Annotated in this window: 18 protein-coding genes; 4 read left to right on the top strand and 14 right to left on the bottom strand. The window is 48.9% G+C overall.

The window, feature by feature from the left end; genetic code table 11:
* Window positions 1–111 precede the first annotated feature (111 nt).
* Entirely contained in the window at window positions 112–978 is an 867-nt protein-coding gene (gene nifH, locus A3848_RS06585) for a nitrogenase iron protein (protein WP_074084154.1), read from the bottom strand.
* Window positions 979–984: 6 nt separating this feature from the next.
* The gene (gene nifB, locus A3848_RS06580) at window positions 985–2352 is read right to left on the bottom strand and encodes a nitrogenase cofactor biosynthesis protein NifB (RefSeq protein WP_256702187.1); all 1368 of its coding nucleotides are present in this window, start codon (window positions 2350–2352) and stop codon (window positions 985–987) included.
* A 640-nt stretch (window positions 2353–2992) separates the two neighbouring features.
* Here nifB and A3848_RS06575 point away from each other — a divergent pair.
* Window positions 2993–3820 (top strand): TerC family protein, encoded by an 828-nt coding sequence (locus tag A3848_RS06575; protein WP_074084152.1) that lies wholly within the window; start codon window positions 2993–2995, stop codon window positions 3818–3820.
* A 147-nt stretch (window positions 3821–3967) separates the two neighbouring features.
* On the opposite strand, the gene A3848_RS06570 is transcribed toward A3848_RS06575, so the two are convergent.
* From A3848_RS06570 to A3848_RS06530, 8 genes are all read right to left on the bottom strand, one after another.
* A complete protein-coding gene (locus A3848_RS06570; RefSeq protein ID WP_074084151.1) occupies window positions 3968–6343 on the bottom strand; it encodes an S-layer homology domain-containing protein in 2376 nt (791 codons plus the stop codon).
* 182 nt (window positions 6344–6525) lie between these two features.
* Window positions 6526–7860, bottom strand: a complete 1335-nt coding sequence (locus A3848_RS06565; protein ID WP_074084150.1) for a sensor histidine kinase — start codon at window positions 7858–7860, stop codon at window positions 6526–6528.
* Window positions 7853–8560: a response regulator transcription factor gene (locus A3848_RS06560; RefSeq protein WP_074084149.1), complete on the bottom strand. Its 708-nt coding sequence runs from the start codon at window positions 8558–8560 to the stop codon at window positions 7853–7855. Before A3848_RS06560 ends, A3848_RS06565 begins: the two co-directional genes overlap by 8 nt.
* Before the next feature lie 77 nt (window positions 8561–8637).
* The gene (locus tag A3848_RS06555; RefSeq protein WP_074084148.1) at window positions 8638–8889 is read right to left on the bottom strand and encodes an FAD/FMN-containing dehydrogenase; all 252 of its coding nucleotides are present in this window, start codon (window positions 8887–8889) and stop codon (window positions 8638–8640) included.
* A gap of 124 nt (window positions 8890–9013) precedes the next feature.
* On the bottom strand, window positions 9014–9709 hold the full coding sequence (locus A3848_RS06550) for an ABC transporter permease (protein WP_074084231.1): 696 nt from the start codon (window positions 9707–9709) through the stop codon (window positions 9014–9016).
* 50 nt (window positions 9710–9759) lie between these two features.
* Complete coding sequence (locus A3848_RS06545) at window positions 9760–10536, bottom strand: ABC transporter ATP-binding protein (protein WP_074084147.1); 777 nt, start codon at window positions 10534–10536, stop codon at window positions 9760–9762.
* The gene (locus A3848_RS06540; protein ID WP_083611956.1) at window positions 10517–11530 is read right to left on the bottom strand and encodes an ABC transporter substrate-binding protein; all 1014 of its coding nucleotides are present in this window, start codon (window positions 11528–11530) and stop codon (window positions 10517–10519) included. The genes A3848_RS06545 and A3848_RS06540 overlap by 20 nt, the downstream gene beginning before the upstream one ends.
* A 560-nt stretch (window positions 11531–12090) precedes the next feature.
* Window positions 12091–13806: a cellulase family glycosylhydrolase gene (locus tag A3848_RS06530; RefSeq protein WP_074084145.1), complete on the bottom strand. Its 1716-nt coding sequence runs from the start codon at window positions 13804–13806 to the stop codon at window positions 12091–12093.
* A gap of 277 nt (window positions 13807–14083) precedes the next feature.
* On the opposite strand from A3848_RS06530, the gene A3848_RS06525 reads away from it, so the two are divergent.
* Complete coding sequence (locus A3848_RS06525) at window positions 14084–14398, top strand: histidine kinase (RefSeq protein ID WP_074084144.1); 315 nt, start codon at window positions 14084–14086, stop codon at window positions 14396–14398.
* A gap of 299 nt (window positions 14399–14697) precedes the next feature.
* Entirely contained in the window at window positions 14698–14883 is a 186-nt protein-coding gene (locus A3848_RS06520) for a hypothetical protein (protein WP_074084143.1), read from the top strand.
* A 109-nt stretch (window positions 14884–14992) separates the two neighbouring features.
* On the opposite strand, the gene A3848_RS06515 is transcribed toward A3848_RS06520, so the two are convergent.
* Together A3848_RS06515 and A3848_RS06510 are read right to left on the bottom strand one after the other, a co-directional pair.
* On the bottom strand, window positions 14993–16603 hold the full coding sequence (locus A3848_RS06515; RefSeq protein ID WP_074084142.1) for a type 2 periplasmic-binding domain-containing protein: 1611 nt from the start codon (window positions 16601–16603) through the stop codon (window positions 14993–14995).
* A 12-nt stretch (window positions 16604–16615) separates the two neighbouring features.
* Entirely contained in the window at window positions 16616–18943 is a 2328-nt protein-coding gene (locus A3848_RS06510; RefSeq protein WP_074084141.1) for a helix-turn-helix domain-containing protein, read from the bottom strand.
* 227 nt (window positions 18944–19170) lie between these two features.
* Here A3848_RS06510 and A3848_RS31195 point away from each other — a divergent pair, with 227 nt between their 5' ends.
* Complete coding sequence (locus tag A3848_RS31195) at window positions 19171–22506, top strand: S-layer homology domain-containing protein (protein ID WP_083611954.1); 3336 nt, start codon at window positions 19171–19173, stop codon at window positions 22504–22506.
* Between the two features lie 150 nt (window positions 22507–22656).
* Here the strand turns inward: A3848_RS31195 and A3848_RS06480 are convergent, their stop codons facing one another.
* Both A3848_RS06480 and A3848_RS06475 read right to left on the bottom strand, forming a co-directional pair.
* Complete coding sequence (locus A3848_RS06480; RefSeq protein ID WP_074084140.1) at window positions 22657–24606, bottom strand: oxidoreductase; 1950 nt, start codon at window positions 24604–24606, stop codon at window positions 22657–22659.
* A gap of 39 nt (window positions 24607–24645) precedes the next feature.
* Window positions 24646–25914 carry an L-lactate MFS transporter gene (locus A3848_RS06475; protein WP_074084139.1) on the bottom strand — a complete coding sequence of 423 codons (1269 nt, stop codon included), beginning with the start codon at window positions 25912–25914 and terminating at the stop codon, window positions 24646–24648.
* Window positions 25915–25946: the final 32 nt, after the last annotated feature.

The following is a 25946-nucleotide window of genomic DNA, read 5'->3' as shown; positions in this document are numbered from 1 at the left end:
TGCAGGACGCTTAAGCCGCCTGCGTGGCCATTAGCCACTGAAAGTTCATCCGGTGAAGACGTCTCTCCACTCCGTTCACCGGATGACTGGGTAATCACGGCTTGGGCAGTCTTATTGACCGGAAGCTTGCAGCTTCTTGATCGCTGCTTCTTCATCTTCGATGATACCGAATTCCATCAGCAGCTCCTCCAGCTCTTCCATGGAAATCGGAGTAGGGATGGTCAGCATTTTGTTGTTGAGGATTTTTTCAGCCAGGATTTCGTATTCCTTAGCTTGTTGATGGGCAGGGTTATATTGGGCTACTGTCATTCTGCGCAGTTCGGCATGTTGAACAATGTTATCGCGGGGAACAAAATGAATCATTTGAGTGTTCAGGCGACGGGCAAGCTCCATGATCAGTTCATCTTCACGGTCAGTGTTACGGCTGTTGCAGATCAGCCCGCCCAGTCTCACGCCGCCGCTGGTAGCATATTTCAGGATACCGCGTGCAATGTTGTTGGCTGCGTACATGGCCATCATTTCACCGGAACACACGATGTAGATCTCTTGTGCCTTGCCTTCGCGGATTGGCATTGCGAAACCGCCGCATACCACGTCGCCCAGTACGTCATAGGATACGAAGTCCAGATCCTGATACGCGCCTTCCTGCTCCAGAAAGTTGATGGCAGTAATGATCCCGCGTCCTGCGCAGCCTACGCCCGGTTCAGGTCCGCCGCATTCTACATTGATGATGTCGCCAAAGCCAGTCTGCAGCACATCTTCAAGCTCCAGATCCTCTACCGAACCCAGTTCAGCCGCCAGTTCCAATACGGAGTTCTGCGCTTTGGTATTCAGAATCAGGCGGGTGGAGTCTGCCTTAGGGTCACAGCCAACGATCATAATTCTTTGTTTGAATTTGGTGGCCAATTGGGCCAAAGTGTTTTGGGAAGTTGTGGATTTACCGATACCGCCTTTACCGTAGAAAGCTATTTGTCTCATGATTCATCATCCCTTCGAAATGTTTAGTTTTTCAAAATAAGAGCTGTACTTCACACTTTCGAGAATCGCTTCCTGTATTCCACCTTTACGGACGAGAGGCAAGACTCCGGTTTTGTTCAGGCTGGCACGCGGGCCATCCCCGATGCCGGAGCAGAGAAGAATGCGGCAATCACTTAGAATGGATATGATTTCTTGCAGCGTGGCGGCTTTATCACCGTTGCAGTCTGCTTTGCCTTGGCAATAAGCCTGTATCTTGCGGACACCGAGCAGCTGTACATCCGCTCCGTCGGTATCGTATACCAGGAATTCTGTCGCATGCCCGAAATGCTGATTGACCTTATCGCCGCCCCGGGTAGCTACCGCGACCCTTACTTTTGGGGCATTCTCCTGCAGCCGTCTGGCCTGTTTGGCCTGGACCCGCTCGCGGATCTTCGCATCAAGCTCACCTTGGAATAACGCTCTGGCCTCCTGGTTGATCACCGGGTCAGCCTCCATCCCTTCAAGAGGGAAATCCTGATTCCGGTCCTGGCCCAGCAGCCCGATAGCGTCAGCCCGGCATTGCCGGCAGTGGCGCATCACTTTCATGCCGTCGCGGCCAAGGAGTTCCTGCAGATTGTGCAGTTCCTTCGGACGGGGCGCTTTGCGGCCGTCCAGCTCGTACTGGCTGCCCGGTGCGATAATAAGCGGTGTGACGTTGTGTAGTGTAGCCCCGAGCTCTTTTACTCTTTTGGACACTGCGGGTAAATGATGGTCGTTGACCCCTGGAATCATAATGGAATTGACCTTGACGAGAATCCCCAGCTTTGCCAGCATTTCAAGACCGAGCAGCTGGCGGCTGATCAGCAGCTCCGCTGCCGCTCTTCCTTCGTAGCGCACACCTTCGTCGAACACCCAAGGGTAAATCTCTTCAGCGACCTCAGGATCAATGGCATTGATGGTGATGGTGACATGGCGGATACCAAGCTCCATAATCTCATCGATATGCCGGTAAAGCGTCAATCCGTTGGTGCTGAGGCACAGAGATACATCCGGCACGTATTCCTTAACCCGGGCGAACGTATCGAACGTCTGCTCAGGATTCGCCAGCGGATCGCCGGGACCGGCAATGCCGACTACCGAAAGCTGCATGAGCTGAGCAGCCACCCCTCTCACTTTACGTTCTGCCTGCTCCGGGGTAAGCACCTCACTGACCACTCCAGGCCTGCTCTCATTCACGCAGTCAAACTTGCGGTTGCAGTAATGGCACTGGATGTTACAGGCGGGAGCTACCGGGATGTGCATCCTGGCATAAAACCGATGGGCTTCCTCGCTGTAGCAAGGGTGGCGGCTGAGCTCCTCCTCTGCTGCACTTGATATACACGACGATGGCTGCATCATTTCCCACCTCCTAAAAGTTTTACGAGCATTGACTTCCCTGATGTGTCATCGAGTAAAACTCGCTTCGTAAGCATTTGCTTAATTTCTAATAGAGTTTATCTGGCAGAGCCAAATGAGTTTATGTTACATTACCTAACAACAACTCGCCTGACCGCTTTAATTAGTCTCATCATATTTTCATTCCTACACATCGTCAATCAGGTTTAGGCTTAAAAAGCCCTCATTTTCCTTTTGTTTGCAGTTTCGCCATACCATATGTTAGTTTATCTAACCTACATATATCATGTTTCCGTTTCCATTCTAGTCGTTATCTATTGATATTTATTCTCACAGGCATTGACAATGGCTCTCAAGTCATATATGATACTTTTAAGTCACACACGTAACCAATAAAATTTAATATATCCCGTAAAGGGGAGTAGCTGTTAGATAAAATCGTCAATACGAGAACGTGAGGATGTTCTCCGGTTTTATCGGCAATGTACTATTGTTAGCGAGACCTTTACCAATCAGGTTAGTCCTTTATTCCAAAGGCTGATCTGCTTGGTAAAGGTCTTTTTTATATAGTTTTGGCAAAAATAATGGTATCCCAGGGATTTAATGGTGGTACTTACATCCAAATGAGGAGGAAGCAGCAATGGATTGGGGATTATTATTAGAATACGGATGGGTATTGCTCGTTCTCGTAGCACTGGAAGGGTTGCTCGCCGCAGATAACGCACTGGTACTGGCAATCATGGTTAAACATCTTCCTGATGAGGAACGTAAAAAAGCATTGTTCTACGGGTTGGCCGGGGCGTTTGTGTTCCGATTTGGTTCGCTTTTTGTTATCTCTTATCTGGTGGACATCTGGCAGGTACAAGCCATTGGCGCGATCTATCTGCTGTTCATTGCCGGTAACCACATCTTCCGAAAAGTGCTGTTCAAGAAGCCCGTTACCGATGAGGCTGCCGAAAGCGGCAGTGAGAAAGCCGTTGAAAAGAAGAAGTCCAGCTTCTGGTTTACTGTACTAAAGGTCGAAGTGGCAGATATTGCCTTTGCCGTCGACTCTATCCTGGCGGCTGTTGCGCTTGCCGTTGCGCTTCCGCCAAGCGGACTCAGCAATATCGGGGGTCTTGACGGTGGACAGTTCCTTGTCATCTTCGCAGGTGGATTCATCGGATTGGTCATTATGCGGTTTGCAGCCTCCTTCTTCGTCAAGCTGCTCCACTCCCGTCCGGGTCTCGAAGTTGCCGCATTCTTTATTGTCGGCTGGGTCGGCGTCAAGCTGGCCGTCATCACTCTGGCCCATCCTTCGCTAGGTGTGCTGTCCGAAGATTTCGCCCACAGCACCTGGTGGAAGGCAACCTTCTATGTAGTGCTCGTAATTATTGCAGCCACTGGCTGGTTCATGAGCAGTCACAAAATTGAAGAGAACGTAGGCGAAAACCCGGTTCGTGAAGTGGATAAACAGCTTGGTAAATAAGAACATCGGATGTATAGCCAAACACACAAAAGCCTGCAACCCGCCATCAGGCGGGGAGCAGGCTTTGTTGTGTTTCCATTTGCAGATTCAGCACTTCATGGACCATTAAATAAGCTATATCCATCCTGGCTATGCCTGCAGATAAAGCTAGTTCTGGCGAATATTCTGGCCGATACCCATGTCTACTCTGCCCTGCAGTTCTACAAGCTTCATCAACACGGTGGCGATGTCGGCTTTGGTTACGTTTTTTTGCGGATTGAATTTTCCGTTGTCTCCTTGTAATAACCCCAGCTTCACAACGAGCGCCACAGCACCTTTTTCCTTAATAGCAGCATTGTCACTAAGGCTGGTCACAGCGGTATCATTTACCAGGAACGAAGAGATTTTATTGTATCTCAAAAAGGAGGCCAGCAGCACGGCGAGCTGTTCGCGGCTCAGCTTATTACCAGGCTGCAGTACAGCTTCCTTGCTGATCCAGCCGTAGTTCACAGCAAAGCTTACAGCCGAATAATACTCATTGTCCGGGCTTACACCGGCAACGGCCTTGGGCTCTGTTGCATTCGAATATCCTGAATAGTTTGGATTTGAAGCTTTGGCGATGAAGTTAAACCAATCTCCTACGGTGATTTCCTGATCCGGATTTATTTTACCGTCTGCATCCGGGATAAGTACACCATACTTCACCAATTCGGTTAATGCTTTTTCCGCTGGATGGCCCTTGAGGTCAACTGCCGCAGACGCCGCTATATTCTGGCCATAATAGGTGTTAACCTGCACCCATTTACCCGTGGAGGCATCCAGGACGGAGTACTGATCTTGTTCATTGACCGGCAGTGGACTGTAGACGAGCTTAACCTGCGGTTCTACATAGACATTGTTGGTGTACATTCCGCCTATGCGGCTATATTGAAGCTTCAGGACATACCGGTCCTTATAGCTTTTCAGCGCCTCGTTTTGGGATATAGCCGGGGCGGGCTGCTCCTTTATCGTTGCGAGATCATTGCGGCTCATTGCGGAATAGCTTTCGAGTCTGCCGTACATATCCATGACCAGCGTAATACCTGAGTCGCTTAAAGGGGTGTTCTTGTAATAACGGACAAATTGAAAACGGAAGCCTTTGCCATCCGGAAGCACACCCCACGTCCCGCCATGCTCTTCCAGCTTGAGAACGCTGCTGGCCTGATCGTACAAACGATTGACAAGTGTTATGGCTTGCTGCTTGGCTTCAGCCTGAGACAGCTTCTTTCCTCCGGCAGGCGCAGGCTGCGGCTTCACATTTGTGTTGCCGGTAAATTGCTCCAGCTGGAATTGGTAGATTTGGCCGGTTACTGCATCCACCTCAGCGTAAGAGGTAGGTGTAAATCCAGCCATGAGTGCGCTGCTGTTCTCACGCCAGGACAGCCTCCAGACCTTTTGCTTCGTATTCGGGTAGACATTACCCTGCATTTGGTCGTTAAGCTTGCGCCCTGCCGGAATTGACATAACCTGCTGTACAAGCTTAGCAGCTTCAGCGGCAGTAAGCCCCTTACCGGTACTGATCGCCTGGAATCGATCCTTAGTCTGAGGCACAGCCTCATAGGTTACCGGCAAAGAGGAGACTTCTGTGCCTTCGTTGTCTGTTCTCTTACCGGTCTGGGCATCTATTGAATACAGCGACTGTTCCTGCGGACGCCAGCCCAATACCCATCGCTCCACAATACCATCCTTGTAAACCGGAATATAATAGAGCCCCAAGGCAAAGCTGTCCGTATACTTCTTCTGCGCCGATTCCATAGAAACGGCAGGTTTGGCCGATGGGTACGTCAGTCCGGGGGATGGCTTGTTAAACTGAGTGACATTGCCATTGCCGTCGACCGTGACCCAGAGCCGATCCGAAGCTGTAGGCAAGCCGTTTTTGAGAAGCTTGAAGGAGAAATTATATTGAACGGCTCCGAACAGGCTGCTCCCCGCCCCATTCATAGACTCATTATCCTGTAGCTGAATGTCACCTGTACCCAAGGAAGGCGCCGCTTTGGCAATAAACTTCTGCGCTTGCCCCAATGCCTCATCACGCGTTAGTTTAGGCGGGTAATAAGCATCTTCTTTCAAAAAAGGAAACGGCAGGTACGTGTTAATCAAGTCACCTGTGATCGCATCCACTTGACTTGAAAAACCATATCCCGAGTTGCCGATCTCATAACTCCACGAAATATTCCACATCATTTGATTGCCGCTGGCTGGCAGGGACCCGTCGCCCCCGAAACGGACATTGGATACGGTTGCATCCTTCAGCACCGGAAACAGCTCTCTCAGTTTGGCAACAGCCTGATCCTCCGTAATCTTGGCTTTGGAAGGATCCGGGGCTACTGCGGCTTGTCCTTGAGCTTCCGTAACCATTGGCACTGAAACGGTAGTATGGCTTGAATCCGCTGCGGCAAGTCCCCCGGGCAACAACAGAGCGAGGGCTACTGTAGTAATCAGTGCGGTTTTGACTGTTTGATGAATGAAGGGTGTACTGTACGGTTTACTTGCATGTCTATCCAAAAAATTCATCCTCCTCAATATGCTTCCATTATTCTATCTAAGTATAAGGATATGTGCATATTTTTTCCATATTTTATTTACGACAGGAAATTACAGCCTTATGCAAAAAAAAGACCCCATCTGTCTTATCGACAGTGAGGCCTGCGTTGCGGCACAACAGATGAAGCATCGTCAAAGGATATTTATCTAGGCAGATGAACATTGAATTCCGTGCCTGAACCCAAAGTGCTGGATACGGTTATTTGTCCTCCATGAGCTTCGACAATTGCTTTTACAATGGCAAGTCCAATCCCTGCTCCCCCGGTTTTACGGCTGCGTGATTTCTCTCCCCGGTAAAATCGTTCAAAAATGTAAGGCAGCTCATCCTCAGCGATTCCTGCCCCCGTATCGGCAATACTTACTATGACCTCAGAGGGGTTCTCCAAAAAGGTGATTTCCACTTGACCTTCTTTGGTAAATTTCAGCGCGTTATTCAACAAGTTGACGAATACCTGCACCAGCCGTTCATAGTCACCACTGACCCAGTGCTCCGTCTCCTCCTTCAGCGTCAAGACTACCTGGTCCAGCTCCGGTCTGCCCGCAACGGAATGAACTGAATCCCGGAGCACGTCATTCAGGCACAGGCGCTCATACCGCAGCTGAAGCATCGGGTTCTCGGCAGCATTCAGCTTTTCCAAATCATCAATAAGCTGCACCAGCCGCAGGATTTGTCCATGACAGATCTGGAGCCTCTCAGGCGTGGCCTCCCACACTCCATCCTGAAAAGCCTCAATATAGCTCTGGACAGTGGTCAAGGGTGTACGCAACTCATGGGCCACATCGGCTGTGAGATTCTTCCTGAGCTTTTCTTGCTGCTGCAGCGTATCCGCGAGATAATTAAGTGCCTGTCCAACCTCATCAATTTCCGTCTGTCTACTGGCAGGCAGGGTAACCCTTTCCGTCAAATCTCCTTCTCTCATCCGTACCGCAATTCCCTTGATGCGCACGAGTGGCCGGCTTAGATCCTTGGCCATGTATCTGCTGTACAGATAGGCTCCGCCAAGCACCAGCAGCAGCGCTCCCCATGACAGCCGATTGAACATCTGCAAAAAGTCACGGTTCTGCATCTGCTCTGCTCCGCCATTCCCCTGAATTTCGAGTGTACCCACATTCGCTCCGTTGCCCATCACCGAATAACGGCTGGCAGCGTCATCTGAAGCAACCGCCGACATCCCCATATTCCCTGTATCCCAGATGAGTTTCCCGGCCACATCATAGAGGCGGATAGAATAATCCCGCAGCATGGCCTGATGAGACAATGACATCAATGTGTCCATGCTCCAGGAATTCGAGGAGTCATAGGCCTGCTCCAGATCAGCCAGAAGGAACCCTGCCTCCGCGCGCTGCCGCGCCTCCACATACCTTCCGAAGGAGAAGCTCATAACCAGGTTAACCAGGAACATAATGATTAGCAAAGAGCATAAGGCCACACCTAAATGGGATAGCAGGAGTTTGGTCCGTAATCCGCTTTTATTCATCCCGGTTCACCAAAAATTTATAGCCGACGCCGAACACAGTCGCAATATAGCGGGGACGCCTGGAATCATCGCCGATTTTTTGCCGCAGATTCTTGATATGCACATCAATAGTCCGTTCAAAACCGTCGAAATCATCCCCCTGGATCAGATTAACCAGCTCGTAACGGCTGAAGGCCCGCTTAGGACTCCTTGTCAGACACTCCAGCAGCTTGAATTCAAGAGGAGTTAACATGGCAAGCGCACCGTCCACTTTAACCTCATGCCGTTCAGCATCAATGGAGAGGCCGCCCCCGCCAAATTTCAGGGCACTGCCTTGCATCTGATTCTGTGGGGGATGTGCTCTCCTGAGCAGGCTGGTTATCCGTGCCAGCAGTTCACGCGGACTGAAGGGCTTGGTCATGTAGTCATCCGCACCTCTCAGCAGACCGTCCACCAGATCATCCTCACTGCTTTTCGCGGTAAGCATAAGAATGGGAGTGCTTGAGCTGCTGCGGATCATGCGGCAGATCTCTTCACCGGATATATCCGGCAGCATAAGATCAAGAACCACCAGATCAGGCTTCACACGTTCAAAAAGCTGCAGCGCGCTAGTTCCGTTCTCGGCTTCGTATACTATATAATTGCTCTTCTCCAGATAGGCCCTAATGACCTCAAGAATATCCGTCTCATCATCCACAAGCAGAATGGTTGAAGTATTCATAGACGACCGTCCCTTTCTATATAAAAAGACAGACCCCGCCCTTACGGGGCCGGAGGTCCATCTTCATTTTTTTATCATCAGAAATTCATCATACCGCCGCGTCCGGATGTACGGTCCATCATACCGCTCGTGTTAGTCCCTTGCCCGCTTCGGCAATGGTTCACCATATCTTTAACCTGACTGTCGGTCAGATCAGGATGCATCTGCTTTGCAAATGGCAGCATGTTCTCAAACCAGCTTTGTCCATCGTCATTGCTTGCCGCATACACGCTCGTGCCGATTCCCATAACCAATACTAATGCGATAATGCCTAACCAGATTTTTTTCATTTCGTTTCCCTCCTTCTTATGTATACAGCATATCCTAAAGTTGTGAAGAACTTATTTGCTTTTGGGGATAGACTGGACGATATTTGTGCCAAGCAAAAAACGGCTCATCTCTGAGCCGCCTTCTTCAACGCCGCCATTTCATAAACTTGTAATCCAGAACATCCACCAGCATGAACAGCACAAAGCCGACCAGGCTGAACAGCATAATACCTGCGTACATCTCCGGATAATCCAGCCGCAGCCAGGCATCCATGATAAAGAAGCCCATGCCGTGTTCCGTCCCGTAAATTTCGGTAAAAAACAAGACGGAAATCGCTGTTCCAAGCGAGATCCGGATGGTGCTGAGAATGACCGACAGTGCACCAGGCAGCGTCACATTCCAGAATTTCTGCCCTGTGCTTGCGCCGATGCTGGTCAAGACATCATAAGTGCTTTCGGGGATCGCCTTGACACCGTCACGCACGGAGATGATGACCTGGAACAGCAGGATCAGCATGATCATCAGCACCTTGGAGATTTCGCCAAGACCGAAGAACAGCATGACCACCGGCAGGAGAGCAATTTTGGGAATTGGATAAGTCAGGTAAACCACCGGGTCCAGCAGCCGGTTCCACAGCTGTGAGCGGCCCATCAAGAGACCAATCAGCAGGCCGATCATCAGCGCCAGGAGCACACCTTCGAAGATGCGCAGCAGACTGTACCCGACATTCAGCGCTACATCCCTGGCTCCCAGGTGAAACATAGCTTCATAGACAGCTCCGGGGCTGGGGAGAATCGGGTGATTCATCAGCAGATAGGCCATGTACCAAATGATGTTCATGCACAAAAAAACAAATAATAACCGCAGTAAATGTGGAAGACCCCGTTTTTTCACCATTTCGCAAGCATTACCTTTCTGATCCGTTTGCTCTGCTCAAAGAATTCATTGCTGTCCCGTTTCTCTTCATGCTTCATGGCAAACACAGGGGTATTGTCGAGAATTTCAGGAGTATCCTGTTTGGCGGATGGCATTACGATCACCTTCTGCCCGAGCAAAATCGCTTCCTCCACATCATGAGTAACAAATAATGTGGTTGCCGGATGAGCCAGCCAATTGTCCAGGAAAATCTGCTGCAGCGCTTCACGGGTAATGGCGTCCAGTGCGGAGAATGGCTCATCAAGCAACAAAATCGTTGGCCGAATGGCAAACGCCCTGGCAATGGCTACCCGCTGCTGCTGACCTCCGCTGAGTGAGGGCGGGTAGCGTCCGGCGAGTTCAGCTATCCCCATCGACTTCAGCCAGTGGGAAATTTCCGCTTCCATGACTCTCTTGCTCTCCCGGTCCGGACTTGTAATCCGCATAGCCACCCGAATGTTATCACGGACGGTTTTCCAGGGCAGCAGCCCATAGTTCTGCGGGACAAGCCCGATCAGTGTTTCTTTGTCATGTACAGATTTTCCGTTGAACAGCAATTCACCCTCATAACTTGGAAGCAATCCCGCTACCGCGCGCAACAGCGTGGATTTGCCGCTGCCGGAAGGCCCGATAACCGTGTAGATCCCATGCTCAGGCAAGGTCAAGCTGACTTGTCCGAGCGCCGGTTGTCCGCTTGAATATTCTACTTGAAGGCCCCTGATGCGAAGGCCGCTATTTCTTAAACTGGACATCGGAGATCACTTCTTCAGCCGATATATTTTTGGTCAGCAGGCCTTTTTCCCGTGCCCAGGCGAATGCCGCTTCCACTTCCTTCACATCTACTTGGTTCGCCGGCTGGTATGCCGGCACTGTAATCTGATCCTTCAAGGTATCCGGATAGCCGACCTCCTTGATAATCAGATCGATATACTCTGACTGTTCATGTGATTTCATGTAGGCTACTGCTTCATCATATGCGGCGTACATATTTTGAATGGCTTGCCCCTTGGCATCAATCGCGCTTTGCGGGAAGGCCAGCACAAACGGATTCACTCCTGCGGTCTTGGTCGAACTGAGCACGCGCAGCCCCGCCGCTTTGCCCATAGTAACATAAGGCTCGGGTAATACAGCAGCATCCGCTTTATGGTTCTTCAGCAGTTCCAGACGGGTTGGGATTTGCGGCACTTCAGTCACCTTAATATCAGCTTCCGTCAGACCCGCCTGCTTCAGCATAGTAGCCACCGTATACTGGGTTGAGGTGTTTTTGGATAAAATCACTGTTTTCCCCTTCAAATCCTTCACATCCTGAATCTCGTCATTACCGGTCAGCAGATCGAATTCGCCAGTGGTAGTGCTCGTAATCTTCACATCCAGGCCCGCTTCGTTATAAATCGAGATGGCCACCAGATCGGCACTGATGCCATCCACCTTGCCGGCCTGAAAAGCCACATCCCGATCCTTGGCACTCTTGAAGGTCTGAATTTTGAGATTCACATTATGCTCTTTGTCAAAACCCTGCTCATGAGCCAAAATGAATGGAATAGCATCAATCGAAGGTAACAGTCCCAGGGTAAGTTCAGCTGCCTCTGCCGGTGCCTCACTTGCAGCCGCTGTGTCTCCAGCAGCATTTCCTGTATCTGCCGTGCCTGTATTGTTCTTATTGGAGCCGCAGCCCGCCGCCACCATACTAAACGCAGCAACCAGCATTAACAGCATCATCAGGTGTTTCCAGTTTGTTCTCTTCATGTTCCTAGGTAGCCTCCATCTTCTCTGTTGATTGGTTTCTGAGCTTCTCTTCCTGCTTCAGGCCGGACTGGCGATATACGATCTGCACATGCGAATTAATTCACATAAGGACGTGTAACAAGTGGAAATGGCTGCCAGTCCTTTACTGACGTAATCCGTTTTGCGAGATCATAGATTCGCTGTCCGTGTTCCGGGAAACTCAAGTAAAGCAATTTTACACCCATTACCCTATTTTGTATATTTCTAAATTTAAATAGTTTACCTATGTACTCTCCATGGCAAAAAGCTTACCCTTGCCGTTTAAGGCAAAGGTAAGCTGACACTCCACACTCCCGTTCTTTGCATTTGTGGTAAATCACAGCCATATACACCCCCGCTGTCCACATTGTTCGGCTGCAATGCGGGTTGGAAGCCGTAAGGTTAACCACACCTTCGCCTAAGATATAGATAGTATCTCCAAAACTCCCAGGGATATTATCCGACACCGCCTGTTCAGCAGCAACAAAAAAGCCCTCTTTCAGCCCGAAGGATAAAAGAAGGCTCTTGCTTATTCCATTCAACTACATCGTTACTCCGGTAACACTCGTCCCGTTCTTCGTAATTTTGTAGCTTACCATTTCACCATTCCAAAAATGGAACTTCAGAATGATATCACCATTGTTGACTTCGTTAAAGAAGGCCGGCAGCAGGCTGATCTCATTCGTGCTGTAGGAAGGCGTGAATGCATAAGCGAATTCCTTGTACGGCGTCCAATTTTGTGGACCCGCATTGCCGCCTGTGGAATACACAGCTTCCATCGTAGCCAGGGTAGTCCCATTAAAGACAGCAGGAATCTTAAATGAACTGGTAGTCCCTTGAACATTGCTTAGTACCGGCGTGTCATATAGAATCACGTTAAAGTTCCAGTCTGCCCCTTTGTTGAAGTGTGCAGTCAATACTGCATTCACACCGAGCTTGCCGGAGGATATAAGACTGGTGAGCCGGGCAGCCTTGAAGGTTAGCTGGTCGCCGCTAAGTGTATAATCAGTTCCCTGCACCAGCTGCTGACTCCCGAAAAAGATGGAGGACAGCGTATTTCCATTCAAGTTAAGTTTCACTGTCACGTCTTTTGCAGATGCACCTTTTTTCAAGTTGATGAGATCGCTTTCAGCAGTAGATGAACGTTTGCTCCAGCTGGTTTTCATTATATTGTATAGCTGAGGGTCAGACCATTGATAGGTGGTACGGCCAAAGTGCTGGCCATTATCCCACAGCATCGGCGTAATTTGTTTGGACTTCAGATAGTAGGCCAGATATTCAAAAAATTTCAATTTCTCGCCTTGTTCAATCACACCTGTGTTCTTGTCAAATCCAAGCAGACCGTATTCGCCTACGATGACCGGAATTCCTTTAGCAGTAAAGGTATTATATACATTCGTGAAAGTGGTATTAATGTCATTCTGGGTATCCGTATCGAATTTGGTATATCCCGCAATGTTGACGCTAAACGGCCAGAAGCCATAATAATGCACGGTCGCGATCAAGTTGGAATCGTTCAGCTTCGTGATTGTATTGTTCAGCGAATCCATGCGGGTCTGGGTTGGAGACGTTTCCAAAGTAGGGAGCACAAGCGGACGGGTGGCATTCATTCCACCGGAGTTTCTGACAATGCTGTGGAAAGATACATTCAGCTCGTCCAGCATCTGGAGCGCCTTGTTCTCATCGGTAGTGCCTCCATCGCTGAAGCGCGGCTCATTGACGCTCTCAAACATCAGTTTACTGGAGTGGTTCTTGAACTTACTTGCGATTTGTGTCCAAATAGCGTTGTAGCGGGCTAACACTTGATCATGCTGCTGCTCCATCTTGCTGATCCACAACCATGAATCGTGATGGAGGTTGATCATAACATACAGATTTTCGCCAATTGCCCAGTCCACGACCTGCTGAACCCGGGTCAAATAGGCCGGATCAATCGTATATCCCGGAGCGGCTCCAACATGAACATCCCAGGTTACTGGAATGCGAATGCTTTTGTACCCTTGGGCAGCAATCTTCTTAATGAGTTCCTGAGTAACAGCCGGATTGCCCCAAGAGGTCTCATCCGCCCCCGTTGCATCCAGCGTATTCCCCAGGTTCCAGCCTGGCTGCATCGCATCCACATAAGATTGCAGATTTGCGGCTGCAGCGTTGGTGTGCGGTGCCTGTTCCGATGAATCAGCGGATACCGCAGGTGTAACCATGGCAAGCAGTAAAACGGCGATAAACGCAAGTGACAGGAACGATTTCTTTTTAGCCATAAAAAGTTGTTTCCTCCCTTATTGTTTTTTGAAACCGCTTACGCAAATCAATATAGCACCTTTTTCAAATGGAAAATATCCCATTAATTAGTGTAAAAACCAGTCAGAATTATAGGTTTCCATTTTTTCACGGGGAATCCATCCGAGTTCATGCTTTTTCCAATTCTTGTCCACCCTCATTTATGCTATAATGAATCAAAATTACACCGATGAAGAACCCCCTCCCGCATCCATCATCCATCGATAATTTATTATGAGTAGCTGAGGAGCTGTGACGATGAGTGACCCCGTACTTCAACAAATACTTACTGCTATAACTGGTGTACAGTCTGACTTAAGTGACATAAAATCCGAGATTAGTGGCATGAAATCCGAGATCAGTGACATCAAATCCGAGATCGCCAGCATTAAGGAGGACACCAAGCTGATCCCGCTGATCCAGCAGGCCGTATCGGAAGTGAATGCTGAAGTGATTGCCACCCGTGACATCATAGAGCGTATCGAAGAAACGCTGCGGGGACATGACGTCACACTTGACTTGCTGTCCAGACGATCCATTGACCAGGAAGCGGCATTGAAACGGATCAAATAACAGCTCTGTCCTATAAATTAGTTCAAGCGGCTGCCTCCAAACGGAGGCAGCCGTTTTTTGATGACAGCTGCCTTTCGCTATTTTCCCCCTACACTTCAGGTACAAGCAACAATGTCTCCTCAGAGTGGACACATATCTTTCCAACAGGCACATTTCCCTTTATATACGCAAATTGTTCACAAATTTTTGTCTGTTTCAGGCGGACACATCTTTCAATATCGTTTTTATGTGCTATAATGAAAGCGTAACCAAAAGGAGCTTTGAACCATAGATTTCATAGCCCAAGGAGGATGGAAGAAATGCTGGCAGGACTTAAAGAACTTAAGAATTGGGTATCGGGAATGTGGCAGCCATGGATGACCTCGGAAGAAGAGGATTACTGGAAAATCGAATATTCGGCAGAACGTCACCTGCATACTCCACCATCGCCAAGCCCGCTCTCCTATCAAGAAGAGGCACGGATCAAATCGGTGAAGTACCACTAAAGTTTCAACTAAACTAACCAACATGGCCATAAAGGATGGCTCTAAATATAAAACCGCGTAAACCGGAGAAATTCCGGCTTACGCGGTTTTTTTATATCCATTCTATCTCCTATCCATTTTCCGGCTCCATATGGTACCAGTCATTCGCCTCTTGCAAAACCTGTTTACCTCCCGCTCCCATAAATTCCTTGAAGAAGGAATCGAAATAATCTATGGTCTGGTCCCCGGTGATGATGGAAATATAGGCTTTGTTTTTTAATTTGATCAGCCCAGCGCTGTACTTCATGAGTGAAGGGGTGGAAACCTTCATGGCGTTGTATATCCCATTCTTGTCCAAGCCTAAGGTTGAGGCCCACTGCTCTCTGCGGCCCATAGGCTTGCGCGGAACGGTCATTCCGATTCCGGCGCCAATCCGGTTGGTGTAGTTGGTGATGGCATCAAATGGAGAAAGAATCATGAAATCACCCTTGGACTTGTCCGACCATTCCCAGTGTACTCCCTGAATCCCGTACAGCATGGACATCGCTTCGTCCTCATCCGGATTCGCACTGACATAGTCCAGAATTTGCAGAATTTTCTCCAGCTTCCCCGGCTCCTTGACGGCATCGGCACCAATCGCCGTGAAGCTCATCAGCATATCATAAGCCTTCGAGCCGCTTTTCCCCTGAGGGCCGGTCACAGGCTGTCCGAATATGATCCTGGCGTCCTTGTTCTTGGCTGCAAGCTCCCGTGCATTGAACGTGGCCTCTACAGGTACCTCTTTACCTGTTGGATCTAAATCCATGTAATCTCCGGCCTGAATCCAGTGATAATAGTTGCCCATCGAGGTCATCCCGATTCTGCCGTTGATAAAAGCATGGGATAGGTGTTTGTAGCCGCCCTTATTCTCTCCGGTGATGAATTCAGGATCAATGATACCGTCTTTATACCATTTTCGCAGAAGCCCCAGGGCTTCCTTCATCTCCGGCTCCAGAGCCCCAATGACCAGTTTCTGATCCTTAACATTGAAATACAGCTGGTCAGCAAAAACAATCTGTCCAAACGCCCCAAAAACAACATTCATCCCTTCACTGGAAAGCCCATAGGTATCCTTCTTGCCGTTACCGTCCGGATCATTGTTCGTGAAGGCATACAAGACTTTCTCAAACTCCGCCAAGGTCTCTGGAACCTTAAGCCCAAGCTTATCCAGCCAATCTTTTCTGTACACAACTGGGATTCTATAGATATTCGTCGGATTCACTACAGGGATCCCATAGAGCTTCCCGCCGATTTCCCCATAGTTCAAATATCCGGGTGCATTGTGATGGATCGCCTGCATGAGGTTCGGTGCATTATGGAGCAGAATGTCCTTTGGAATTTCGGCAAGCGCTCCCTGCGACTCGTATTTCAAAAGATCCTGCGGCTGCCTGATCCGAAACAGGTCCGGAATTTGCCCTTGTGCGAGCTTCAGGTTCAGCAGCGCTTCATATTTATTATTTTCGAGATTCCAGACATCCAGGTCCACCTTAAACTTATCCTCGATATATTCAATCATTTGTGCATCTGCGGGAACCGGCTCATTCTGATGCATCGTCCAGGAGATGGTGTAGGCGCTGTCCCGCGCAGGTGCCGCTTGAGCGGTTTCTCCGGTATCCCCGGGAGCTTCACATCCACCGACAGCAGACATCAGCATCATCAGCAGCAACAGGAACGAGAGCGATTGAAGACGGTTCATTTTCATGTCCACGGCCTCCTATGACTGCTCCATTAATTGTCGTATATAGTGTTTAGGGGTATAACCGTTCTTCTCTTTGAATTTTTTGATAAAATAAGCTGTCGTGCCATATCCAACGGTGTTCGCAATTTGCTCGATGGTCATATTATGGTTAGCCATTAGCTCCAGGGCTTTTTCCATCCTTTTCCCGGTCACATATTCAATATAGTTCATCCCGGTTTCTTCCTTGAATATCTTACTGAGATATTTGGGGCTTAGAAAGACCTTGCCCGCAACCGTATCGAGCGAAAGCTCCTCCGAAAGATGTGAGCTGATATATTGCTTAACCGCCTCAATGCTCTCGCTCGTCCGATTGTCGCTCCGCTTCTCCATATGACTAATACACACCGCTATGGAATCGGTCAGCCATTCCCTATAGCCGTTGATATCATGAATGGAAGTATATTCATTGTATAAATTAATTTTCACATGATCCGATGGGGTATACCTCACACTTATTAGATAATCTGAGTATACCGAAACCGTATTCAGTAATATAAAGCGGCAGTAATCTGCAGAGTACACCCCTTCCCGCATCTGATCCAACAGATGGTCAACGGCTGCAAAAGCACCCTCAATATTCCTTGCCTGAAGCTTTTCTTTGAATTTCAGCAGAACCGCCTGCGGGATTTCGTTAGGACTGACCTCCCTCTCCAGCAGGCTTGTATCCTTAATAACGGAAACCTCAGGCAGGAGGAATCCATATTTAGCAAGAATCTTTGCTTCACCAAAGCTCTTATGCACCTCCATAAAACGCCCCACCCAGCAGCCCAGGGAGATTTTGAATTTCAGGTCAAAGCTGCGTTTCACCTCTGAAAGAATGAAGCCTGAAATCTGCTCCAGCAGTCCTTCCTCCGCCTTGTCTGTACACACAATAACCGCTACTTTTTTATCCGGAAGCTCTTCCGCAATGATGTGGCATCCAGCAAAATCCGCAGCTTCCAACTGATTAATCATCCGGTAGAGAACAAATTGCGCGGTTTTGGAATGGAGCGCTTTGAAACCCGGGCTAAACGGGTCTATCAGCATGCAGCAGTAGCGGGTATACGCTATGGGAATATGGATGGATTGCAATTGCTCTACAAGTTCCTCCTCACTGTAGCTGTTATTCAGGAGATTGAGCACGATATTATGCTTGATGACCGGACTGTTGGCTTGCAGGGTTTCTTCGAGGCTGCTCACCTTGCGGGTCAATTTGTTGATGGCTGTATCAATCAGCGTGTATTCATTCAGCCCGGCATCCGGGGTATTGTCGAACATGCCTTTCATTTTGTCCCTTAAGCGCTTCAGGGGGTCATAAATGGCGACGGTGAAAATACCGGACAGGACCATACCTACGATAGCCGCCAGCAGACAAATCAGGAGCACCGTCCTCTGCAATAGAATCGATTTCTGATAGTAGTTGTCTGTAGGAGTAATGTTATATATTTTCCAGTCATTGGATGGAAAGGTGTGAAAAGAAACCTCATGGGACCCCCGGTTTATCGTATCCGTGAAGCTTTCAGCTACCGCTGTGGAAGACAGAATTTTGTTGATAAGTGAGCTGCTTCCGGCGCTATGGCCCAGTATTCCTTTGTCCGCCGCAGAGATGATCGTCCCGCTTGGCCCCATAACAAAAGTGTTCTTATAATCAGATGGCATAATATGCCGGATGATTCCGCTGATGGCCTCCTCCTTCATATCGACAGCAATCATCAGGTCGCAATCGGCACCGGTGGAGTGAAAAGGATAGCTATGTGCGTATGAAATCATAGGGTCCACTAGGCTATCGTCTGACAAACTCCTATTGATGTCCTGGGGTGCCATGCGCGCTTCGGTCCACACAAAGCTTGAATCACTGTTCTGCAGACGTTCCATCCAGCTTACTGCCGCGGCTGCAGCTTCACGCTCCTGATCCAAGTATCGCAGCCCGGAATCTGACGAAATCATGATCTTTTGCTTGGGATAATACAAATGAACCGCAGAAACAATGTCCACATGATCCGCGACTTCATTCTTAAGCAGGTCCTGCAGATCCAGTACAGTACCATGATTGCCCTGCAGGGTATCTTTGGCAAATATATCAATGCTGACAGGTTCACCCAGGGAAAGATCCAGATAGATTTGCTGCACCCGCTGAAACACAGACGATTCGATATAGTTGGCCGCACTCTCCAGGATAATCTGATTCTTTTTTTGGATTTCTTCATTGTAGTTCTTAGGAAAATACATATAAAAGATGGAGCAGAGCAAAAGGACAATGACCATCACGATCGTTACATAGGAAATAGCGAGGTTGGCAAAAGCAGAGTTCCCGTTTTTTTTCATCGTTGTTGTCTCCGGATTCGAAAGTGTTGAAGCATCTTAACCATCTCCTAATCTTATTGGAAATATGTTCACAGAGCGTTATACATGGACCCTGTTTATGTAAAGAAGCCTGATTCTAAAGAGAACATACGATTTTTATAGAATAGGGAAATTGTTGTATTGAGGCCCGGATCACCCGAATGCTACAGTGATGTCGAACTAAAACAGAGGAGTGATACATTTTGAGAATGGGATTTAGGAAAAAGCAAGTATCAGCAGCTTTGGGTCTGTCATTACTTTTAAGTTCCATAAGTGGAATGGTTGCGAGTGCGAATGCGGCTCCCATCCCGGAATCAGTGGCACTGCCACCTGCACCGGCCTGGGGGTATTATGTAGACAATTACAAAAACAATACTTCCTCCAACAAAACGACCCTCTCAAACCCCGCGATCGGGACTCTTTCCGGTTTTGAACAACTGTGGACTCCTGGTGCTACCTGGGATAGCACGAAATTGAACAGCAGCGTGCTGGATGCCAACATCCAAAAGGTGGTAGACATGGCCGCCAAACGAACCTCCAGTGAAGCTGACGCAGCCTACCTGGATGACCGGAGAAAACAGAGCTACAGCGTCATGGACGGCCTGGGTTCCCTTACCGATATCTACAGACTTCATGTGGGAGCAACGACAACAATCACCGGTATTCCCGCAGATGCCACAACGGTTAAATATGAGGATCAGGGAAACGGCGGAGAATATGGTTCAGGCGATCCGAATTCCAGTCTCGGCAGCATCGTGAGCTTGGTGAATACCTTCCGCAACAGCAGTGCTTCAACTAGTCCGTCAAAGACCTATTATAAATATCCCCGCCCGTTTCGCTGGAGCAGCCCGGCCATTGTAGTGCCGTCCCTTGTTCCTGCAATCAATGCTGACCCCAGCAACGACGGCGGATTTCCAAGCGGCCATACCAATGCCGCCTACCTGAGTGCAATAGCGATGGCCTATGCTGTACCGGAGCGGTTTCAGGAACTACTTACCCGGGCATCGGAACTTGGAAACAACCGTATCGTTGCCGGTATGCACTCTCCGCTTGATGTAATGGGAGCACGGGTCATGGCTACGGCGGTATCCGCTGCTGCGTTGAATGAACCGAACAATAGCCTTTTGAAAAAGACGGCGTATAACGATGCGCATAGTCTATTGTTGACACAGACCGGCACAGCAGAAGACCGGTTCAGCAATTACGCCAAGAATAAACAAGACTACACAGAGCGTTTGACCTACGGATTCAGTCCGATCCAATCCACAACTAAGCCAGTGGTGGTTCCAAAAGGCGCAGAAGTCCTGCTCGAAACACGCCTGCCATACCTGGACGACACGCAACGCCGCTGGGTCTTAGCCACGACAGGGCTTCCCTCCGGCTATCCTGTGCTAGATGACCCGGAAGGATGGGGACGGCTTAATCTCTTTGCCGCAGCAGATGGCTATGGTGCTTTTGCGAATGACGTTACAGTGACCATGGACACTTATCAAGGCGGCTTCAATGCCCTGGACCGCTGGCGGAATGACATTTCCGGCACAGGCGGGCTGACCAAAAAGGGAACGGGGACGCTCAAGCTTCAGGGGAACAATAGTTATTCCGGAGGTACACAGCTGAATGAAGGTACGCTTGAGGGAAATTCGGCGGCAGCTTTCGGAACCGGCGATGTGAACAACCACGGGGGAACCCTGATTCAGAATGTTCCTGGACAGATGACCATCGGCGGGAATTTCAGTCAATCTGCCGGCGGCACACTTGAACTGAACCTTAGCAGTACAAACGATCTGCTCGATATTAAGGGCAAAGTACAGGCTGGCGGTACATTGCGTCTGAACTTTTTGAATCATTACGTACCTGACGGTGTGATTACACTCATCACCCATGGTAAGGATCAGCGGAGCGGAGAATTTTCTTCCGTAGAGACAACGGGGCTGCCCAGCCAATACAAAATGAAGGTCATCTATAACGCTAACAGCATTCAGCTCGCTGTAGACCTCGAGGCGCCAAGCTGGCCGGCAGACGCCAAACTGACCGGTTCAAATAGTACCCAATCGGGCCTTACCTTGAATTGGCCGGCGGCGATAGACAACGAAGGGGTAGTCAGCTACAGCGTATATCGTGACAGCACACTGCTTCACACCGTAACCGGTGCTACCTACTCCTATAATGTAACCGGATTGACTCCAGGCACAGCCTATTCGTTCTCTGTCATCGCTTATGACCTTACGGATAACTCAAGCCGTCCTTTAAAATCATCCTTGAGCACCGTTTCCAGCTCTTCTTCTGGCGGGAATGGTCCAGTGGCAACGCCAACACCTTCCCCTGTGCCTTCGGCTGCTCCAAGTCCCGCATCCAGTCCGGGGACAGATAACGGGAAGCAGAGCCTATCGGTAACGGCAACTGCCGATTCCAGCGGGAAAGCAGAGGCAACGATTAAGGATTCCCAAATTACTGACTTGTTGACTAAGGTCAGCTCTTCTACCGCAGCAAAGATCTCAGTACAGCTGAATGTGGGAACCGTAGACCATGCAAAGTCAGTTGGAATCATACTTTCCAAGGATGCCATCAGCAAGCTGTTCGAGAGTAAAACTGCTGAAGTGGAACTTGTAACCCAGTTCGGAAGCATGTCCTTTAACAAAGCAGCCTTGGGGTCGTTGAAAAATGCCGGGGGAGACAGTATCCGCATGGGAATCGCTCCAGCAGCTACTTCCGGCCTTTCTTCTGAAGCAGCAAGTCTGGTCGGCACGCGGCCTATGCTGGAGTATACCGTTCAGTCTGGCACTTCAAGCCTGACCAGCTTTGGAGGCGGAAGCCTCAAGATCAGTATTCCGTTCACTCTCGCCCAAGGTGAAGATGCTAACGCCATTACCGCCTATTACATTGACAGTAGCGGCAAGCCTAATGCGGTCGCCAAGTCTGGATTTAACCAGAAGACAGGTACTGTTACTTTGTTAACCGATCACCTCAGCAAATACGCCGTAGGCTATAACAAAATCAGCTTTAGCGACACTTCCGGTCACTGGGGCAGCAGCTATATTACCTACCTGGCTGCGCACCACATTATTTCCGGTACAGGCGCTAACACGTTCGCACCTAATAAGGGGATTACCCGGGCAGAATTCGCCAAAATGCTGGCAGGACTCGCCAATGCGGATGTCTCAGGGTATTCCTCCTCAGCGTTTACCGATGTCAAAGCCGGTGACTGGTACCTGCCTTATGTAGCGTGGGCTGCCGCGAATAACATCGTGAATGGGGCAGGCAACCATCATTTCAATCCGAATGCCTTCATCAGCCGCGAGGAAATCAGCGTCATGATCGGGCGGTATGCTGATCTTGCGGGCTACGCACTACCTGCCAACATCAGCAACGCAGGCTTTGCAGACAACAGCAGCGTTAGTGCGTGGGCCGTGGATGCAGTAACTGCCTTGCAGAAAGCAGGAATCCTGTCCGGCAAAGGCAATAACACATTGGATCCTAAAGGCGGCGCAACCAGAGCTGAGGCCGCTAAAATGATGACAGTGCTTTTGCAAGGAATGATTCAATAGCTTCAACAACCAGGGCGATAGCCAGCAAATCACAGATTAATTTATTTAATCGGATTGCTGGCCATCGTCTTTTTCTAGTTTCAGCTACTCTCTCACCAAACAAAAATAAACCTCCTCTCCTCCCGAAGGATGAAAGAAGGTTTAGCAGCGTTAAATATCAAGTGCGGCATGATATCCTTGATAGATTGCAGTCGTAATCGTTGATGCCTTAACGCAGTCCCCAATTTGGGCAACATAAGGTGCGCAATCCAATAACTCATCTACTACATTTCTTCTAGCTCGTTGTCCAAGCGCACAAATGACCGAAGTACCCGGAACAAGAACCTCTTCCCCATTTGGCTCCGCGCAAACCACACCTTCTTGTGTGACACGCAGCCCTTTATATCCTAAATGCACTTGAATGTTGTTCTTTTCAATTTCTTTCAGCATAATGGGACGATGTCTGATATTAGCATCTGGAGCCAGCTCCGTTCTCATCTCTACCAGATGGACAGTCTTACCCTCCTGGGCAAGGTGAATGGCGGCTTCACAGCCTGCCAGACCGCCTCCCAATACGATTACGCTATCACTGACCTTGTCCTTCTCCAGATAATAGTCATTCACAACGACTACGTTATCTCCGTTTAATCCAGGGATTGGAGGAACAATGGCTGCGGAACCGACGGCAATAATTAACGCATCAACCTCTTCTTTCTCAGCATACGCTTTAGTCACAGGTGTATTCAAACGAATCTCAACACCGGCGTCCTTGGCGAGTTTTCCGAGAGTTACTCCCAACTCATACATCTCATATTTAAATGGAATGGCCTGTTCACCCCTCAAGATACCCCCTACGTCATCAGACTTCTCACATAAAATGACTTGATGTCCGCGTTTAGCTGCGGTAAGCGCGGCATACAGTCCACCCGGACCTCCGCCAGCTACCAAAACCTTGCGTGAATTAGGAGAAGGATATATTTCGGTTCCATCCATTTCACGACCAATGAGCGGGTTAACTGTACAGCGTCTTGTGGATGTTTCGGCACGTTCTGCCATACAGGTGAAGCATCTCAGACACTTGATAATATCCTCATCCCGGTTGCTCATCACCTTTTTGGGGAGCTCGGGATCCGCCAGGAGGGCACGGGCCATTTCTACAACATCCGCCTGACCGCTGGCAATGATTTCTTCCATTTGAGCAGGGTCATTTAACCCGCCAACCGTTGCTACCGGAACACTAACATGCTTCTTGATCTCTGCCGCAAGATAAACATTACTGCCATGAGGCAAGAACATAGAAGGGTGTGTGATACCAAACCCTGTCTGATACGTTCCGGCAGATACATGTAGCAGGTCGATCCTTGATTCCAGTAATTTAGCAATTTCAATCCCTTCTGTCAGATCATAGCCGCCTTCAAACAACTCGGAGCCACTCATTCTAAACTCTATGGGAAAACCAACGCCAACAGCTTCACGGACACTGTCAAGCACCTCCTGGGCAAAACGCACCCGATTCTCCAAAGATCCGCCATACTTGTCTGTTCTGCGATTGAAATGAGGAGAAAAGAACTGATTAATCAACCAACCATGCCCGCCATGAACCATAATCATTTCAAAACCTGCTCGCTTCGCAAGTCCCGCACAGGTACCATAAGCAGCTACAATGTCATCAATCAGTTCTTGCGTAAGCTCCTTAACTTCTCTGCCGTCCGGGCGCACCCCGGGGCTGGGGCCCCACTGGGCAAGTCCTTGTTTCTTATTTTTATCAGTCAGATAAGTTCCTGCATATTGACCCGAATGGGATAGCTCCACACTGGCAATGGCCCCGTGACGGCGGATAGCATCTGCTGTATACGTAAAGCTGGCCAAAGAATCCACTGTTCCCAAATCCAGATGATACATATGAGAAGCTTCTGTCTCGGGGTGAACTACAACTTCACTGACTGTAACTGAGGCAGCGCCGCCTTTTGCTCTTAATTCATAAAAAGCAGTAGATTTGGGGCCAATGGTGCAGTCAGCTGTAATATCTGTTCCTCCCATAGGTGCGCCAAACATTCTATTTCTAAAAGTCACATTGCCGATGGTGATGGGCTTGCTTAAGTTTGGATATTTTCTGTGCATGCTTTCTTACTCCTTCTCTGTAGATGATTCTTCTTACATTTAAATGATAGCCTTCTGATTCTTATTAGCAGCCGTCTGCTGATACTTGACGGCCCGCTTATATACAAAGGTCAGAACAAATCCGGTGATGCCAAAAACAGCCGCAATGACAAAGGCTCTCTGGTAACTACCGTCTGCGCTGTACACGTTCTTCATAATGGACGGCCCAAAATATCCTGCGATTGCAAATCCAATGAACATAATGCCATAATTCACACTGTTATTTTTTGCACCAAACTGATCCGCAGTAAATCCGGGAAACACCCCCATCAGTGAGCCAAAGCTTAATCCGATCACTGAAATACCGATATAAAAGGTCGCCACACTGTTTTCTCCGGATAAATACAGCAAGGTGAGTCCGATTACCGAAAAGAGAGAAGAAATGGCCAGAGTATTGATTCGACCGATTTTGTCTGAAATATAGCCTGCAATGATTCGTCCACCCGTGTTAAAAAGAGCCAATATGGAAACAGCGGTCGTAGCGGCTGCCGCAGACAGGCCAACCATTTTCTGCGCGATAGGTGAAGCTTGGGATGTACACATTAGTCCGGCAAAAGCTCCACTGATCAATAACGCGATCATTACATAAAATAGTGGATTGGCAAGCATGCCTTTCCAGTCCTTGTCATTCTTCAAAGAGCGGCCAACATGTACAGCCTTTGGTGTCCATCCGGACGGAACAAAATCAGATGGGCATTTCTCGATGAAGAAAGAAGCAGCACATATAATCACAAGAAATGCGATACCGAGTATAATGAATGCCGTTTTTACACTGGAAGTACTTATTAATCCGTTGGCAATCGGAGGGATTATCACTGAGCTCAATCCATAAGCTGCCGTGGTTACACCGCCAACCAAACCCCGTTTGTCAGGAAAAAACTTAATCGAGTTGCTGATCGTGCATCCGTAAACCATTCCTGTACCAAGGCCGAGTACAATACCGTAAGCAAATACCAGGAAGCCTACAGATGTTGCAAACCCTGATAAAAGCATACCGCCTCCAAATAACAAGCCCCCTGCAAAGATAACTTTCTTGGGTCCAAATCGGTCATTGATCCACCCACCAGAAATCATCGTGATTGGCCCTACTGAATTTGTAATGGTAAAGGCAATAGCCAAATCCCCCGGTGTTAAAGTACGTCCTGTGACATTGCTCAAATACTCAGCCATTGGGGCAGCAAATACACTCCATCCGTAAATTGATCCAATACACAGATTAATAAAGCAGCTTGCAATCAGAATAATCCATCGCTTTTTCGTAAGCTCCACTGAGATTCTTCTCTCCTTCAAATTGTATTGTG

The sequence above is a fragment of the Paenibacillus sp. P32E genome (genome assembly GCF_001909085.1).
Taxonomy (GTDB): domain Bacteria; phylum Bacillota; class Bacilli; order Paenibacillales; family Paenibacillaceae; genus Paenibacillus_AQ; species Paenibacillus_AQ helianthi.
The sequence above is the reverse complement of the archived record's forward strand: the minus strand, read 5'-3'. Positions and strand labels throughout refer to the sequence as shown.

Coding starts and splice junctions, on each gene's coding strand:
- nifH (WP_074084154.1), bottom strand. CDS start 978: ATGAGACAAATAGCTTTCTACGGTAAAGGCGGTATCGGTAAATCCACA.
- nifB (WP_256702187.1), bottom strand. CDS start 2,352: ATGCAGCCATCGTCGTGTATATCAAGTGCAGCAGAGGAGGAGCTCAGC.
- A3848_RS06575 (WP_074084152.1), top strand. CDS start 2,993: ATGGATTGGGGATTATTATTAGAATACGGATGGGTATTGCTCGTTCTC.
- A3848_RS06565 (WP_074084150.1), bottom strand. CDS start 7,860: ATGAATAAAAGCGGATTACGGACCAAACTCCTGCTATCCCATTTAGGT.
- A3848_RS06560 (WP_074084149.1), bottom strand. CDS start 8,560: ATGAATACTTCAACCATTCTGCTTGTGGATGATGAGACGGATATTCTT.
- A3848_RS06555 (WP_074084148.1), bottom strand. CDS start 8,889: ATGAAAAAAATCTGGTTAGGCATTATCGCATTAGTATTGGTTATGGGA.
- A3848_RS06550 (WP_074084231.1), bottom strand. CDS start 9,709: ATGAACATCATTTGGTACATGGCCTATCTGCTGATGAATCACCCGATT.
- A3848_RS06545 (WP_074084147.1), bottom strand. CDS start 10,536: ATGTCCAGTTTAAGAAATAGCGGCCTTCGCATCAGGGGCCTTCAAGTA.
- A3848_RS06540 (WP_083611956.1), bottom strand. CDS start 11,530: ATGAAGAGAACAAACTGGAAACACCTGATGATGCTGTTAATGCTGGTT.
- A3848_RS06530 (WP_074084145.1), bottom strand. CDS start 13,806: ATGGCTAAAAAGAAATCGTTCCTGTCACTTGCGTTTATCGCCGTTTTA.
- A3848_RS06525 (WP_074084144.1), top strand. CDS start 14,084: ATGAGTGACCCCGTACTTCAACAAATACTTACTGCTATAACTGGTGTA.
- A3848_RS06520 (WP_074084143.1), top strand. CDS start 14,698: ATGCTGGCAGGACTTAAAGAACTTAAGAATTGGGTATCGGGAATGTGG.
- A3848_RS06515 (WP_074084142.1), bottom strand. CDS start 16,603: ATGAAAATGAACCGTCTTCAATCGCTCTCGTTCCTGTTGCTGCTGATG.
- A3848_RS06510 (WP_074084141.1), bottom strand. CDS start 18,943: ATGAAAAAAAACGGGAACTCTGCTTTTGCCAACCTCGCTATTTCCTAT.
- A3848_RS31195 (WP_083611954.1), top strand. CDS start 19,171: ATGGGATTTAGGAAAAAGCAAGTATCAGCAGCTTTGGGTCTGTCATTA.
- A3848_RS06480 (WP_074084140.1), bottom strand. CDS start 24,606: ATGCACAGAAAATATCCAAACTTAAGCAAGCCCATCACCATCGGCAAT.